Annotated in this window: 13 protein-coding genes; 11 read left to right on the top strand and 2 right to left on the bottom strand. The window is 73.4% G+C overall.

Features of this window, described 5'->3' with window-relative positions; genetic code table 11:
• The first annotated feature begins 588 nt into the window (after positions 1–588).
• Complete coding sequence (locus ACFVST_RS22690) at positions 589–1,854, top strand: MFS transporter (protein ID WP_390154921.1); 1,266 nt, start codon at positions 589–591, stop codon at positions 1,852–1,854.
• Positions 1,855–1,936: 82 nt separating this feature from the next.
• Here ACFVST_RS22690 and ACFVST_RS22685 read toward each other — a convergent pair whose 3' ends face one another.
• Positions 1,937–2,626 carry a hypothetical protein gene (locus ACFVST_RS22685; RefSeq protein ID WP_390154918.1) on the bottom strand — a complete coding sequence of 230 codons (690 nt, stop codon included), beginning with the start codon at positions 2,624–2,626 and terminating at the stop codon, positions 1,937–1,939.
• A gap of 450 nt (positions 2,627–3,076) precedes the next feature.
• Here ACFVST_RS22685 and fmt point away from each other — a divergent pair, with 450 nt between their 5' ends.
• From fmt to ACFVST_RS22635, 10 genes are all read left to right on the top strand, one after another.
• Positions 3,077–4,021 (top strand): methionyl-tRNA formyltransferase, encoded by a 945-nt coding sequence (fmt, locus tag ACFVST_RS22680; protein WP_390154915.1) that lies wholly within the window; start codon positions 3,077–3,079, stop codon positions 4,019–4,021.
• Between the two features lie 128 nt (positions 4,022–4,149).
• Positions 4,150–5,631: an RsmB/NOP family class I SAM-dependent RNA methyltransferase gene (locus ACFVST_RS22675; protein ID WP_390154912.1), complete on the top strand. Its 1,482-nt coding sequence runs from the start codon at positions 4,150–4,152 to the stop codon at positions 5,629–5,631.
• A gap of 87 nt (positions 5,632–5,718) precedes the next feature.
• Complete coding sequence (rpe, locus tag ACFVST_RS22670; RefSeq protein WP_390154909.1) at positions 5,719–6,405, top strand: ribulose-phosphate 3-epimerase; 687 nt, start codon at positions 5,719–5,721, stop codon at positions 6,403–6,405.
• 244 nt (positions 6,406–6,649) lie between these two features.
• Positions 6,650–7,666, top strand: coding sequence for a sugar-binding transcriptional regulator (locus tag ACFVST_RS22665; protein ID WP_390154936.1), 1,017 nt, complete (start codon positions 6,650–6,652; stop codon positions 7,664–7,666).
• Between the two features lie 198 nt (positions 7,667–7,864).
• Positions 7,865–8,290, top strand: a complete 426-nt coding sequence (locus tag ACFVST_RS22660) for a ribonuclease domain-containing protein (protein WP_390154906.1) — start codon at positions 7,865–7,867, stop codon at positions 8,288–8,290.
• Positions 8,287–8,643: a barstar family protein gene (locus tag ACFVST_RS22655; RefSeq protein ID WP_390154903.1), complete on the top strand. Its 357-nt coding sequence runs from the start codon at positions 8,287–8,289 to the stop codon at positions 8,641–8,643. The genes ACFVST_RS22660 and ACFVST_RS22655 overlap by 4 nt, the downstream gene beginning before the upstream one ends.
• A 177-nt stretch (positions 8,644–8,820) precedes the next feature.
• Entirely contained in the window at positions 8,821–10,263 is a 1,443-nt protein-coding gene (locus ACFVST_RS22650; protein ID WP_390154933.1) for a GuaB1 family IMP dehydrogenase-related protein, read from the top strand.
• Positions 10,264–10,347: 84 nt separating this feature from the next.
• The gene (locus ACFVST_RS22645) at positions 10,348–10,803 is read left to right on the top strand and encodes an Lrp/AsnC family transcriptional regulator (protein ID WP_390154900.1); all 456 of its coding nucleotides are present in this window, start codon (positions 10,348–10,350) and stop codon (positions 10,801–10,803) included.
• A 167-nt stretch (positions 10,804–10,970) separates the two neighbouring features.
• On the top strand, positions 10,971–11,774 hold the full coding sequence (locus tag ACFVST_RS22640) for a carbon-nitrogen hydrolase family protein (RefSeq protein WP_390154897.1): 804 nt from the start codon (positions 10,971–10,973) through the stop codon (positions 11,772–11,774).
• 47 nt (positions 11,775–11,821) lie between these two features.
• Positions 11,822–13,513 (top strand): flavin monoamine oxidase family protein, encoded by a 1,692-nt coding sequence (locus tag ACFVST_RS22635; protein ID WP_390154894.1) that lies wholly within the window; start codon positions 11,822–11,824, stop codon positions 13,511–13,513.
• A 35-nt stretch (positions 13,514–13,548) separates the two neighbouring features.
• Here ACFVST_RS22635 and ACFVST_RS22630 read toward each other — a convergent pair whose 3' ends face one another.
• Positions 13,549–14,478, bottom strand: coding sequence for an LLM class F420-dependent oxidoreductase (locus ACFVST_RS22630; protein WP_390154891.1), 930 nt, complete (start codon positions 14,476–14,478; stop codon positions 13,549–13,551).
• Positions 14,479–14,552: the final 74 nt, after the last annotated feature.

The raw sequence follows: 14,552 nt of genomic DNA, 5'->3' as shown, positions 1-14,552 counted from the left end.
CACCCCCCCCTTCTTTTTGGTTGGGCTGGGGGGGGGGGGGGGGGGGGGGGGGGGGGGGGGGGCGGGGGGGGGGGGGGGGGGTTGGGGGGGGGGGGGGGGGGGGGTGGGCCGGTCGGCCGGCCGGCCCGGCCCTTGGCGATCGGTGACGACCGATCGTGATGGGTGGCGACCTGTCGTGATGAGCGGCGACCGGTCGTGGTGGCTGACCGTCGCTGGTGGTCGGGCGTGGGGCGCTGGTCTGGCGTGGGTCGGCGTGCGGCGTGGGTCGGGCGTGCGGTGTGGGCTGCGGGTAACTGGGGGAGGAGGGGCGGGGGTTGGGGAGGGAGGGGGAGGGGGAGGGGCCCCCGGAGGAGCAGGCGAAACTCCCTTGCCCACCCCCACCCCCGCCCGTGAGAATGCTCGGACGTTCCGGGTGGGTGGTCCATCCCGGCGAAGTGTGGGAGGCGTTGCCGGTGTACGCCGCATCTCTGCGGTGCGCCTCGGTGTGCGCGCCAGACGCTGACCACTTCGCTTCGCCCACCGGCTGACAGTCCCCTTTCTTCTCTGTTCTTCGCGCGGTGGGTGCTTCCCTCATGGGAGACCGCCGCAGTGTCCTTCGAAGACTTCCGGGCGGCTGATCGTCGTCCGCTGGCCATGGCCCTTGTCGCCAACGTCGTCTCGATCACCGGGAATTGCCTCACGCATATGGGTGTGCCGTGGTTTGTGCTGGAGACCACGGGGAGTGCGGCCAAAGCCGGGACGGTGGCGTTCTGCACGATGCTGCCTGTGGTGTTCGCCGCGCTGGCCGGGGGGCCGGTGATTGACCGGATCGGGCGGCGGCGGGTGGCTGTGGTGTCGGACCTGGTGTGTGGTGCTGCCGTCGCGGCGGTTCCGGTCCTCCAGTGCGCCGGTGTTCTGCGTTTCTGGGCGCTGTGCGTGCTGATGGCGGTCACCGGGCTGTTCCATGCGCCGGGCGAGACCGCTCGCGGTGTGCTGCTGCCGGCCCTCGCCGAACGCGCCCGGATGCCGCTGGCGCGGGCTGCCGCGTTGTACGACGGGGCTTCGCGCTGTGCGGCGCTCACCGGTTCGGCTCTCGGGGGTGTGCTGATCGCCGTACTCGGTGCCGAGCGGGTGTTGTTGGTGGACGCCGCGACGTTCTTGGTGGCGGCGCCGTTGTTCGCGTTCGGGGTGCGGGGTGTGGCTGAGGCGCGGGCCCGGCGGCGGGGTGAGCCGGTGTCGTTGCGTGGCTATCGGCGGGAGTTGGCGGAGGGTTGCCGTTTTGTGGTGGCCGCGCCTCTGCTGCTGGGGCTGTGCCTGATGACGATGGTGACCCGGGGGCTCGACCAGGGGTGGAGTGCCGTACTGCTTCCCGTGCACGCTCGCCGGGAGTTGGGCGGTTCGGTCGAACTCGGGCTGCTGGAAGCGGTGTTCGGGGTGTGCGCACTCGCCGGGGCACTGGTCTATGGGGCGGTGGGGGGCCGTTTTCGGCGGTGGCCGGTGTTCACCGTCGCGTTTCTCGTGGTCGGTCTGCCGCGTTTCGTGGTGGCGGCCGTGACCCGTACCTTCGCTCCGCTCGCCGTGATGCTGGCGGTCGAGGGGCTGGCGTGCGGTGTGCTCAACCCCATCATGGCCACGGTGCTGTACGAGTCGGTGCCGGAGGGGCTGCGCAGCCGGGTGCTGAGTGCGACGACGGCCGCGTACCAACTGGCCACTCCGCTGGGCGGGTTGGCGGTCGGTTTCCTGGTGGGGGCGGCGGGCACGGCCCCCGCCCTGCTCGCGGTCGGCGGTGTGTATCTGGTCGCCACCCTCTGCCCGCTGCTCTTCCCGGCCTGGCGGCAGATGGACGGTACGGGCTCCCCGCCCGGCAGCGCCTGACCAAGCAGCGGGGGAGGGGGCGCCCCCTCCCCCCGATCACCCCTCCCGTGCCCAACTCCCCTCCATCGCCCGCCAGTTCACCTCACCCGTTGCGGGGGCCGGGGAAGATGCCGGGGTGGGGCGGGTCGTCTCGGTGCGGGGCCGGGTGGGCGTCTTCGCGGAGGGAGGTCGTGGGGGCGGTGTCGTCCCGGTACTGGGCGGGGTGCGGGTCGGTCGGGTGCGGGGACGGGGGTGGGGCTTCGCGGTAGGGCCGGGGGCCTTCCCGGGTGACGGGGGTGTCCCGGTAGGCGCCCGGACGGAGGGCGGGGGGTTGGGGCGGCATGGCGCGGGCGGCGGGGACCGAGGGCAGTCCGGTGCCGAGGGGCAGAGGTCTGGGGGTGCTCTGGTCGGCGGCCCGTTCCGCCTCGGCCGCGGCCTGGGTGGCGGCTCGCCGTGCCCCGTAACGGCGGTGTACCGCCTGCTTGGTGACGCCCAGTGCGGAGCCGACCGCGTCCCAGGAGAAGCCGAGGGAGCGGTCGAAGTCGACGGCGGCGGTGACCAGGGTCTCCACGCTGTCGCGTAGTTCCTGTGCGAGGCGGACGGTGGGGGCGGGGGCGCGGCCGTAGACGACGAATCCGGCGGCGGGGCCGGTGCGGCGGGGACGGTAGACGTTGCCCAGTTGTGCGGTGAGGGTACGCAGTGCGTCCACCTGCCGGCGGACCCGTTCGATGTCCCGTACCAGCAGGTGAAGGCTGGCCCGTGTCTGGGCGTCGTGGGTTGCGTGGTCGGCCATGAACAAGCCTCTCGAACTGGCGCCGAAGAAAGAGGGGACCGCCTCGGGCGGTCCCTCGCGGTCAACTCTCCTGGGTCAACGCGCCATTGGGGTAAGGGTCACGCTGCGGGGCGCAGCGGCAGCCGCCCAGGGCGCGCGCTCCTTTGCACGCTCCCGAGCCCGCGCCGCCGATCCCCGTTCCGCGCCGCGATCCCCCGCCCTGTACCCCCGCTCCCCTCCCGCACGCTCGCACCACCCCGCGCCGACCCTGCCCGCCACCCCGCACCCCCGCTCCCCGCAGCGCCCGCCCGCGCCAGGGACGCCAACTCCCCACCGCCGCACGCCTGTTGGCCCGCACCCCCGGCTTCGCGCCGGCCCGCCTCCGCCCCGCCACAGATGGCTGTGTCACCGCGCCCGCCTAGACTGGTGCGTTGCCCGTCGAACCACTCCGCGAGAGGCCGTCCGTCACCGATGAAGCTTGTCTTCGCAGGCACCCCCGAGGTCGCCGTACCCGCACTCGACGTACTGATCGCCTCCGGCCGGCACGAGGTGGCGGCTGTCGTCACCCGGCCCGACGCTCCTGCGGGGCGGGGGCGGCGGCTGGTGGCGAGTCCGGTGGCGGAGCGCGCCGAGGAGGCCGGGATCGAGGTGCTGAAGCCGGCCCGCCCGCGGGAGGAGTCGTTCCTGGCGCGGCTCGCGGAGATCGCCCCGGACTGCTGCCCGGTGGTCGCCTACGGTGCGCTGCTGCCGCGTGCGGCGCTGGACGTTCCGGCGCGCGGCTGGGTCAATCTGCACTTCTCGCTGCTGCCGGCCTGGCGGGGTGCCGCGCCCGTGCAGCACGCGGTGATGGCGGGGGACGAGATCACCGGTGCGTCCACCTTCCTGATCGAGGAGGGGCTCGACTCGGGCCCGGTCTACGGCACCGTCACCGAGCAGGTGAAGCCCACGGACACCAGTGGTGATCTGCTGACGCGGCTGGCGTTCGCCGGTTCCGGTCTGCTGGCGGCGACCATGGACGGCATCGAGGACGGCACGCTCCAGGCGGTGCCGCAGCCCGCCGACGGCGTCACCCTCGCCCCCAAGATCACGGTGGAGGACGCGCGGGTCGACTGGTCGGCGCCGGCGCTGCGGGTGGACCGGGTGGTGCGGGCCTGCACCCCGGCCCCGGGTGCGTGGACGGAGTTCCGCGGGGAGCGCCTCAAGCTGGTGCAGGCGTCGCCGGCCGCGGACCGGGACGATCTGGCGCCGGGTGAGCTGGCGGTGGGGAAGAGGAGCGTGCGGGTGGGCACCGGTTCCCATGCGGTGGAGCTGCTGTGGGTGCAGGCCCAGGGCAAGAAGCCGATGCGGGCCGCGGACTGGGCGCGCGGTGTCCGTATCGCCCCCGGCGAGCGCCTCGGCACCGGCGACGTACGCTGAACGCGGGCGGCGGTGTACGCGCCCCGGCCCGGGAACGCGGCACCGTATCGGCCTCCCGCGTCCGGCAGCGCACCGGCCCCGCGCCCCCCTTCTCGTACCCCGGCAACACACCAGTAGCGGAGCACCTTTTGAGCGAGCAGCGTGAGTCGTGGCAGCAGTCGCCTCGTCGGCCCCGGCAGCAGTCCTCGGGGGCGGGGGGTGGGCGGTCCCGCAAGCCGGGGCGGGCGTATCGGCGGCCGGAGAAGGACCCGGTCCGCATCCTGGCCTTCGAGGTGCTGCGGGCGGTGGACGAGCGTGACGCCTACGCGAATCTGGTGCTGCCGCCGCTGCTGCGCAAGGCCCGGGAGCAGGGCGGTTTCGACGGCCGGGACGCCGCTCTCGCCACCGAGCTCGTCTACGGCACCCTGCGCCGTCAGGGCACCTATGACGCGGTGCTCGCCGCCTGTATCGACCGTCCGCTGCGCGAGGTCGATCCGCCGGTGCTGGACGTACTGAGCCTGGGCGCGCACCAGTTGCTGGGGACGCGGATCCCGCCCCATGCCGCGGTGTCGGCCTCGGTGGAGCTGGCGCGGGTGGTGCTGGGCGACGGGCGGGCGAAGTTCGTCAACGCGGTGCTGCGCCGGGTCGCCGCCCGTGGCCTCGATGAGTGGCTGGCGGAGGTGGCCCCGCCGTACGAGGACGATCCGGAGGAGCATCTGTCGGTGGTGCACTCGCATCCGCGGTGGGTGGTCTCCGCGCTGTGGGACTCGCTGGGCGGTGGCCGGGCCGGGATCGAGGACCTGCTGGAGGCGGACAACGAGCGGCCCGAGGTGACGCTGGTCGCCCGCCCCGGCCGGGCCGAGGCCGCGGAGGTCCTGGAGTCGCTGCCGGAGGACACCCTGCCGGGCCGCTGGTCGCCGTACGCGGTGCGGCTCTCCGAGGGCGGGGAGCCGGGGGCGCTCGACCTGGTGCGGGAGGGCCGGGTCGGGGTGCAGGACGAGGGGAGCCAGCTGGTGGCGCTGGCGCTGGCGAACGCGCCGCTCGACGGGCCCGATGCCCGCTGGCTGGACGGCTGCGCCGGGCCCGGCGGCAAGGCGGCGCTGCTCGCCGGGCTGGCGGCGCGGCGGGGCGCGGTGCTGCTCGCCGCGGAGAAGCAGCCGCACCGCGCGGGCCTGGTCGCCCGCGCCCTGGACGGCAACCCGGGCCCGTACCAGGTGATCGCCGCGGACGGTACGCGCCCGCCGTGGCGGCCCGGTTCCTTCGACCGGGTGCTGGTGGACGTGCCGTGTACCGGTCTGGGTGCGTTGCGCCGCCGCCCGGAGGCCCGCTGGCGGCGCCGCCCGGAGGACCTGGACGGCTTCGCCCCGCTCCAGCGCGAACTGCTGCGCACGGCGCTCGATTCGGTACGCCCCGGCGGTGTCGTCGGCTATGCGACCTGCTCGCCGCATCTGGCGGAGACCCGGGCGGTCGTGGACGACGTGCTGAAGCGGTACGGGGACGCCGAGTTGCTGGACGCGCGCCCGTTGCTGCCGGGGGTCCCGGCGCTGGGCGAGGGTCCCGATGTCCAGCTCTGGCCGCATCTGCACGGCACCGACGCCATGTATCTGGCTCTGCTGCGCCGCACCGCCTGACCCGCCCCGGCCCGTCCCGGTCCCGCCCGTGCCGGGTGGGGGCCGGGGGCCACGCGGGGGGTGAGCGGGGCATGGCAGGCTTGGCACATGGCAGCGCAGATCAATCCCAGCATCCTCTCCGCCGACTTCGCCCGTCTCGCCGAGGAGGCGCGGGCCGTGGACGGGGCCGACTGGCTTCATGTCGACGTCATGGACAACCACTTCGTGCCCAATCTGACCCTCGGTGTGCCCGTGGTGGAGTCGCTGGCCCGGGCCACGGACACCCCGCTGGACTGCCATCTGATGATCGAGGACGCGGACCGCTGGGCCCCGCAGTACGTGGAGGCGGGTGCCTCCTCGGTGACCTTCCATGTGGAGGCCGCGGCGGCGCCGGTGCGGCTGGCGCGGGAGATCCGCGCCAAGGGCGCCCGCGCCTCGATGGCCCTGCGGCCGGCCACCCCGATCGAGCCGTACGAGGATCTGCTGCCCGAGCTGGACATGCTGCTGATCATGACGGTGGAGCCGGGCTTCGGCGGGCAGGCGTTCCTGGACATCATGCTGCCGAAGATCCGCCGTACCCGGGAGCTGATCGGCAAGCACGGGCTCGACCTGTGGCTCCAGGTCGACGGCGGGGTGTCGACGTCGACGATCGAGCGGTGCGCCGAGGCGGGCGCCGATGTGTTCGTGGCGGGCTCCGCGGTCTACGGGGCAGCGGACCCGGCGGCGGCGGTGCGCGCCCTGCGCGAGCAGGCGACCACGGCGACCGCGGGCGCGGCCTGGGCGTGCGGTCACTGAATTCAGCAGCCGAAGTCCCGTTCTCGGGCGTCCGGAACGTGAACAGGGGCGATCGGGGGCTGATCCGGGCGTCCGGATCTGCAAGGATGAACGGCGTATCCAGAGTGTGAACAGTCCAGCGTGAGAACAGCCCGGAATCCGTACAGCAGTTGTGTGCAGGACCGTGGCACCGGGTGGTGGCCGCGGGTGTGCAACGGCGGGGTGCGGGGGCGGGCGCAGCAGTGAGGAGAAAGCCGTGTCCGGCATGTCGGCGGGTCGTCCCGCCCTGCGGATGGGGCCCGCGGAGATGGTGCAGGCGGCGGCCATGGCGCGCCGCTTCTACCTGGAGGGCAAGTCGAAGATCCAGATCGCCGAGGAGTTCGGCGTGAGCCGCTTCAAGGTGGCGCGGGTCCTGGAGACCGCCCTGGAACGGGACCTGGTCCGGATCGAGATCCGCGTGCCCGCCGAGCTGGACGCCGAGCGTTCCGACGCACTGCGGGCCCGCTACGGGCTGCGCCATGCGGTGGTGGTGGAGTCGCCGGCCGAGACCGACGAGTCGCCGGACCCGGAGAATCTCGGCGAGGTCGCCGCCGATCTGCTGGGCGAGCTGGTCAGCGAGGGCGATGTGCTCGGCCTCGCCTGGGGCCGCTCCACCATTCACATGGCGGCCGAGCTGGACCGCCTCCCGCCGTGCACGGTGGTGCAGTTGACCGGTGTGTACGACGCGGGGACCGCGGAGCGCGGCTCGGTGGAGGCGGTCCGGCGGGCCGCCCAGGTCTCCGGTGGCGAGGCGCATCCCATCTACGCGCCGATGCTGCTGCCCGACCCGGCGACCGCGGCCGCGCTGCGCCACCAGACGGGTATCGCGCGGGCTTTCGAGTACTTCGACAAGGTCACGGTGGCCTGTGTGTCCATCGGTTCCTGGGAGCCGGGGATCTCCACCGTGCACGACATGCTGAGCGACGAGGAGCGGGCGCACTACGCCTCGCTCGGGGTCGCCGCGGAGATGTCGGCGCACCTCTTCGACGCGGAGGGCCGCCGGGTCGGCCGCGATCTGGGGGAGCGGTGCATCACGGTGGAGGCGGACCGGCTGCGGCGGGTGCCCGAGGTGGTGGCCATCGCGGGTGGCGCCCGCAAGGCCCACGCGATCGACGCGGTGCTGCGGTCCGGTCTGGTGACGAGCCTGGTCACGGACACCGCGGCCGCCGACCACCTGATGACGGCCGGCCCGGCCCCCCGCCCGGCCCTGGACCGGGGCGACCCGGACGGCGACACCGCCTAGGCCGACGGGCTCCGGGGCGGCCGACCGGTTCGGCGCGTACAGCGCCGACTGGCCTGCGGGGGTGGGGAGTTGGGGTTGCGGATACTCGGGGGTGGGCGGTCGGGCGGCTGTCCGTGGCGTCCTCCCTCGGGGTGGCTGCCGGTGCGGGGTTCCGCGCGGCGGGCGGCGGGGCCGGGGGAGCGCTGCCAGCCTGGCCGGATGCCACTGACGCCCCTGATGCCCCTGCGAAGACTGCTCGCCGCTCTCCTCGCCGCCCTCGTCCTCCTGCTCACCGGCTGCTCCGGCGGAACCGGAACCGGTGATGGGCGCCCCGGTGCCGTCACCGCCACCCCGTCCTGGGCGCGCGGACTGCGTGCCGTCCCCGAGGCGCGGCTGCCCGCCGAGGCCCGGGACACCCTGCGCCGTATCGACGACGGCGGGCCCTTCCCGTACCGGCAGGACGGTTCGGTGTTCCGGAACCGGGAGCGGCGTCTGCCGGGGCGGGACGGCGGCTACTACCGCGAGTACACGGTGCGTACGCCGGGGGAGCGGGACCGGGGTGCGCGGCGGGTCGTCACCGGTGACGGCGGCGAGATCTACTACACCGACGACCACTACGACTCCTTTGAGGCGGTGATCCGATGACGGACCCGGCGTTCGCACCGGTACTGGAGGCGGTCCGCGCCACCGGCTGGACCAGCAGCGTGCTCGACCTGTCCGGTGCCGCGGACAAGGCGGCGTTCCTGGAGCGCTGCGCGGTCAGCCTGGAGTTGCCCGACTGGTTCGGGCACAACTGGGACGCGCTCGCCGACTGCCTGCGGGACCTGTCCTGGCTTCCGGTGTCCCGCGGCCGGCTGCTGCTGGTGTCCGGCTGGTCGGACTTCGCCCGGGAGCGGCCCGGCGACTGGGCCACCGCGCGGGAGATCCTCACCGAGGCCGAGACCGAGTGGGCGGCCCGCGGCGCCCAGGGCTTCGCCGTACTCCTCACCACGCACTGACCTCCGCGCGACCGGGTACCCGAGCCCGGTCCGGAGGAAGCTACGAACGGCCGCCGCGGCCTCTGGATAAAGATCCCAGGCCGGGCATACGCCGCAGCATGGGACACTGAAGTACGTGCTCTTCCCCCTGGCTGACCTGTCCGGGGGCCACCTCTGATCGACTGGGATGTGCAGCACGTGCGTTTCCTCAACGACATCCGGCCCGCGTACGACCTGACGTACGACGACGTGTTCATGGTGCCGCGGCGTTCCGCGGTCGGCTCCCGGCAGGGCGTCGATCTCGCCGCACCCGACGGCACCGGCACCACGATCCCGCTGGTCGTCGCCAATATGACGGCGATCGCCGGGCGCCGGATGGCGGAGACGGTGGCCCGCCGCGGCGGTCTGGTGGTGATCCCGCAGGACATCCCGATCGATGTGGTCACCGAAGTCACCTCCTGGGTCAAGGGCCGGCATCTGGTGCTGGACACCCCGATCGTGCTCGCCCCGCACCAGACCGTCGCCGACGCGCTGGCCCTGCTGCCGAAGCGGGCGCACAACGCGGGCGTGGTGGTCGACGGGGAGCAGCGCCCGGTGGGTGTCGTCACCGACGCCGACCTCAACGGGGTGGACCGCTTCACCCAGCTCTCCGAGGTGATGTCCCGCGATCTGCTGCTGCTGGACGCCGCCATAGCGCCCCGGGAGGCGTTCACCACGCTCGACACGGCCAACCGCCGCTACGCGCCCGCCGTCGACACCGAGGGCCGCCTCGCCGGCATCCTCACCCGCAAGGGCGCGCTGCGCGCCACCCTGTACACCCCGGCCACCGACGCGGCGGGCCGGCTGCGGATCGCGGCGGCCGTCGGGATCAACGGCGATGTCGCGGGCAAGGCGAAGCAGTTGCTCGCCGCCGGTGTCGACACCCTGGTCGTGGACACCGCGCACGGCCACCAGGAGTCGATGATCAGCGCGGTGCGCGCGGTCCGTGCCCTGGATCCGCAGGTCCCGGTCGTCGCGGGCAATATCGTCGCCGCGGACGGGGTGCGCGATCTGGTCGAGGCCGGAGCGGACATCGTCAAGGTGGGCGTCGGACCGGGCGCGATGTGCACCACCCGCATGATGACGGGGGTGGGCCGCCCGCAGTTCTCCGCGGTACTGGAGTGCGCCGCCGAGGCCCGCAGGTTCGGCAGGCATGTGTGGGCGGACGGCGGGGTGCGCCACCCCCGCGATGTGGCGATGGCACTGGCTGCCGGGGCGTCCAACGTGATGATCGGCTCCTGGTTCGCCGGCACGTACGAGTCGCCCGGCGATCTCCAGCAGGACGCCGACGGGCGCCTCTACAAGGAGTCCTTCGGGATGGCCTCGGCCCGCGCGGTGCGCAACCGCACCTCCGAGGAGTCCGCCTACGACCGGGCCCGCAAGGCGCTCTTCGAGGAGGGCATCTCCACCTCCCGGATGTTCCTTGACCCGGCCCGCCCCGGCGTGGAGGACCTGATCGACTCGATCATCGCCGGGGTCCGCTCCTCCTGCACCTACGCCGGTGCGGGCAGCCTGGAGGAGTTCGCCGAGCGCGCCGTGGTCGGCATCCAGAGCGCCGCGGGCTACGCGGAGGGCCAGCCGCTGCACGCGAGTTGGAGCTGATCCCGCCCGCCCCCGCCCGGCACCCCGCGCACCAGTACGGCCCCCAGGAAGGGCCGCCCCCGGAAGAGAAGTGAACGACCCGCTGTGCGACTGAACGACCTCGACGAACGCATCGTGCACGCCCTGGCGGAGGACGCCCGCCGGTCCTTCGCGGACATCGGGCAGCTCGTGGGCCTGTCCGCGCCCGCTGTGAAGCGCCGCGTGGACCGGCTGCGGGCCACCGGCGCCATCACCGGTTTCACGGTCCGCGTCGACCCCGCCGCCCTCGGCTGGGAGACCGAGGGCCATATCGAGCTGTACTGCCGCAGCAACACCTCACCGGAGGCCATCAAGCGGGGACTTGAGCGGTATCCGGAGGTGGTGTCCGCGTCCACGGTGACCGGTGGGGCCGATGCCGTGGTGCAGGTCTTCGCCGAGGACATGCGGCATTTCGAGCGGGTGCTGGAACGGATCGCGGGCGAGCCGTTCGTGGAGCGCACCAAGTCGGTCCTGGTCCTCTCGCCGCTGCTGCGCCGCTTCAGCTCCGGCGCCCCCGGATAGCGCCCGTCCCACCGGTTACGTGCGGCCCGCGCAACGGATCGCCGTCCCGGGCGTGAAGGACGCAACGAACCGGGTGCCGGGGTGCAACGCTCGCGCCTTGTCCGCCGCGGCCCGGCGCCCGTACCGTCGATGCGTCCCCCGCACCACCGTTCCCGCCGAGGTACCGCATGTCCGCGCTGCGTGTCGCCCTGCTCCAGAGTTCCGGCCGGCCGGGCTCGGTGCGGGGGAATCTTGAGGTGCTGGAGGCGGCGGCCGGGCGGGCCGCGGCGGCGGGGGCCGGGCTGCTGGTGACCTCGGAGCTGTTCCTCACCGGCTATGCGGTGGGTGAGGCGCTGCCCCGTCTCGCCGAGACCGCCGACGGGCCCGGCGCGCGGGCCGTGGACGCCCTCGCCGCCCGCCACGGCCTGGCCGTCGCCTACGGCTACCCCGAGCGCGAGCAGACCGGCGCCCGCCTCTTCAACTCGGTCCGGCTCACCGGCCCCGACGGCCGCACCCTCGCCGCCTACCGCAAGACCCACCTCTACGGCGACTTCGAGCAACGCTGGTTCACTCCCGGCACCGAACCCGTCGCCCAGGCCGAGCTGGCGGGCCTCCGCCTCGGCCTGATGATCTGCTACGACGTGGAGTTCCCGGAGAACGTCCGGGCGCACGCCCTGGCCGGCACCGATCTGCTGCTGGTGCCCACCGCCCTGATGCACCCCTATGAGTTCGTCCCCGAACACCTCGTACCGGTAAGGGCGTTCGAGAACCAGCTCTACCTGGCGTACGTCAACCGCACAGGCCCGGAAGGCGAGTTCGAGTTCGCCGGCCGTTCCGTACTGGCCGGGCCTGACGGTACGGCCCGGGTGCGCGCCGGACAGGGCGAGGACCTGCTGGTCGCCGACGCCGACCCGGCCGTGCTCGCCGCCTCCCGCGCCGCCAACCCGTATCTCGCGGGCCGCCGCCCCGGCCTCTACACCTCCCTGGTCTGACCGCGCCCGCCGCGCCCCACCCCGCCCGTGCAAGGAGCCACCACCCCATGACGTCCACGGTGCCCAACGCCGTCCCGCACACCGCCGCCCAGCCGCCCATCACCATGTTCGGCCCCGACTTCCCCTACGCCTACGACGACTACCTGGCGCATCCCGCGGGCCTCGGGCAGATACCGGCCACCGAACACGGCACCGAGGTGGCCGTCGTCGGCGGCGGGCTCTCCGGCCTCGTCACCGCGTATGAGCTGATGAAGATGGGGCTGAGGCCCGTCGTCTACGAGGCGGACCGGATCGGGGGGCGGCTGCGGACCGTCGGCTTCGACGGCTGCGGGCCCGAACTCACCGCGGAGATGGGCGCGATGCGCTTCCCGCCGTCCTCCACCGCGCTCCAGCACTACATCGACCTGGTGGGCCTCACCACCCGGCCCTTCCCCAACCCGCTGGCCGCGTCCACCCCTTCGACGGTGGTCGACCTCAAGGGCGCCACGCACTACGCCGAGACCCTGGACGACCTGCCCGCCGTGTACCGCCAGGTCGCCGAGGCGTGGCAGGCCTGCCTGGAGGAGGGCGCCGACTTCACCGCCATGAACCGGGCCCTGCGGGAGCGCGATGTGCCACGCATCCGCGAGATCTGGTCCCGCCTCGTCACCCGGCTCGACAACCAGACCTTCTACGGCTTCCTCTGCGAGTCGCGGGCCTTCCGCTCCTTCCGGCACCGGGAGATCTTCGGCCAGGTCGGCTTCGGCACCGGCGGCTGGGACACCGACTTCCCCAACTCCGTACTGGAGATCCTGCGCGTCGTCTACACCGAGGCCGACGACCACCACCGCGGCATCGTCGGCGGCAGCCGGCAGTTGCCGCTGCGGCTGTGGGAGCGGGAGCCGCGGAAGATCGTGCACTGGCCGCTCGGCACCTCCCTCTCCGCGCTGCACGACGGCACCCCGCGCCCCGCGGTGACCCGGCTGCACCGCACCGCCGGCGACCGCGTCACCGTCACCGACGCCACCGGGGACATCCGCTCCTACCGGGCGGTCGTCTTCACCGCCCAGTCCTGGATGCTGCTGTCGAAGATCGACTGCGATGAGGCGCTCCTCCCGATCGACCACTGGACGGCCGTGGAACGCACCCACTACATGGAGTCCAGCAAGCTGTTCGTGCCGGTGGACCGGCCGTTCTGGCGGGACAAGGACCCGGCCACCGGCCGCGATCTGATGTCGATGACCCTCACCGACCGGATGACCCGCGGCACCTACCTCCTGGACGACGGCCCGGACCGGCCCGCCGCCATCTGCCTCTCCTACACCTGGTGCGACGACAGCCTGAAGTGGCTGCCGCTGTCCGCGAACGAGCGGATGGACGTGGCACTGAAGTCGCTCGGCGAGATCTATCCCGGTGTCGACATCCGGGGCCACATCATCGGCAACCCGGTCACCGTGTCCTGGGAGAACGAGCCCTGGTTCCTGGGCGCCTTCAAGGCGAACCTGCCCGGCCACTACCGCTACCAGCGGCGGCTGTTCACCCACTTCATGCAGGACCGGCTGCCCGCCGGGAAACGCGGCGTCTTCCTCGCCGGGGACGACATCTCCTGGACGGCGGGCTGGGCCGAGGGTGCCGTGCAGACCGCGCTGAACGCCGTCTGGGGTGTGATGCACCAGTTCGGCGGCGCCACCGACCCCGCCAACCCCGGCCCCGGCGACCTCTTCGACACCATCGCCCCGGTGGAACTCCCCGAGGACTGACGGGACTTGAACCCGTCACTCCTCCGGCCGCCGGGTCAGAGCCCCGCCGTGCGGGCCGCCGAGTACACCTCGGCGGCCACCTCGACCAGCTCCCGCGCGTCGCGGAGACCGGACTGCACATCGAGCAGGATCTCGTCCACACCCAGCTCCCCGTACGCGGTGAGGTCCTCCGCGATCTGCCGGGCGTCGCCGTGCAGCGGCTTGCGATCGGCGCCGTCCACCGCGCGGGGTGTGTAGCGGGCGTCGGCCCGCAGCACCGTGTACAGCGGTGCGGTGCGGCCCCGCTCCTCCGCGAGCTGCGCCAACTTCCGCTGCTGTGCGGTGAGTTGCTCTACCGGCAGGACGTTGGGCATCCAGCCGTCCGCCCGGTCCACCAGCCGCCGCATCGTCCGCGTACCGCTCCCCGGCAGCAGCACCGGGATCGGCCGCACCGGCTTCGGCCCCACCACCGAGGGCGCGATCCTCGTCAACTCCCCTTCGTACGCCACCGGGTCGGGCCCCCACACCGCACGGCACACATCGAGCAGTTCGTCCAGCGCGGCGCCGCGCCGCTCGAACGGGGCGACCCCCGCCGCCGCGTACTCGTCGTGCGACCAGCCGGTACCGAGGCCCGCGACCACCCGGCCGCCGCTCGCCGCGTCCAACGAGGCCAGGGAACGCGCCAGTTGGAACGGCCCGTGCAGCGGCGCCACCAGCACACTGGTGCCGAGCCGCGCCCGCTCGGTGACCGCCGCCGCCAGCGTCAGCGTCACCAGCGGATCGGCCACCGAGCGGTACCTGTCCGGCCAGGGCAGCCCCGGCACCCCGTAGGCGCCCTGCCGGGCGGGCTCGGGGAAGAGGATGCGTTCGAAGACCCAGAGGCTGTCGAAGCCGATCTCCTCGGCGGACCGCGCCACCGCGGTCACATCGCGGGCCGGGTCGTACTGCTTCAACTGCGGGAGTCCGAGACCGAGCCGGACCGACATACGGTGCTCCTTCGCTCGCTGCGCGCGACTGCGTTCTGATGGAACCTACGGCCAAGTCGGCGGCCGTAAGCGGG

The sequence above is a fragment of the Streptomyces sp. NPDC058045 genome, from assembly GCF_042885635.1.
Lineage (GTDB): Bacteria > Actinomycetota > Actinomycetes > Streptomycetales > Streptomycetaceae > Streptomyces.
Note: the sequence above shows the minus strand (reverse complement) of the source record. Positions and strands in the feature narration are given on the sequence as shown.

Excerpts from the sequence above, each read along its gene's own strand:
- ACFVST_RS22635 (WP_390154894.1), top strand. The coding sequence starts at position 11,822 with ATGACGTCCACGGTGCCCAACGCCGTCCCGCACACCGCCGCCCAGCCG.
- ACFVST_RS22685 (WP_390154918.1), bottom strand. The coding sequence starts at position 2,626 with ATGGCCGACCACGCAACCCACGACGCCCAGACACGGGCCAGCCTTCAC.
- ACFVST_RS22640 (WP_390154897.1), top strand. The coding sequence starts at position 10,971 with ATGTCCGCGCTGCGTGTCGCCCTGCTCCAGAGTTCCGGCCGGCCGGGC.
- ACFVST_RS22655 (WP_390154903.1), top strand. The coding sequence starts at position 8,287 with ATGACGGACCCGGCGTTCGCACCGGTACTGGAGGCGGTCCGCGCCACC.
- ACFVST_RS22665 (WP_390154936.1), top strand. The coding sequence starts at position 6,650 with ATGTCGGCGGGTCGTCCCGCCCTGCGGATGGGGCCCGCGGAGATGGTG.
- ACFVST_RS22660 (WP_390154906.1), top strand. The coding sequence starts at position 7,865 with ATGCCACTGACGCCCCTGATGCCCCTGCGAAGACTGCTCGCCGCTCTC.
- rpe (WP_390154909.1), top strand. The coding sequence starts at position 5,719 with ATGGCAGCGCAGATCAATCCCAGCATCCTCTCCGCCGACTTCGCCCGT.
- ACFVST_RS22630 (WP_390154891.1), bottom strand. The coding sequence starts at position 14,478 with ATGTCGGTCCGGCTCGGTCTCGGACTCCCGCAGTTGAAGCAGTACGAC.
- fmt (WP_390154915.1), top strand. The coding sequence starts at position 3,077 with ATGAAGCTTGTCTTCGCAGGCACCCCCGAGGTCGCCGTACCCGCACTC.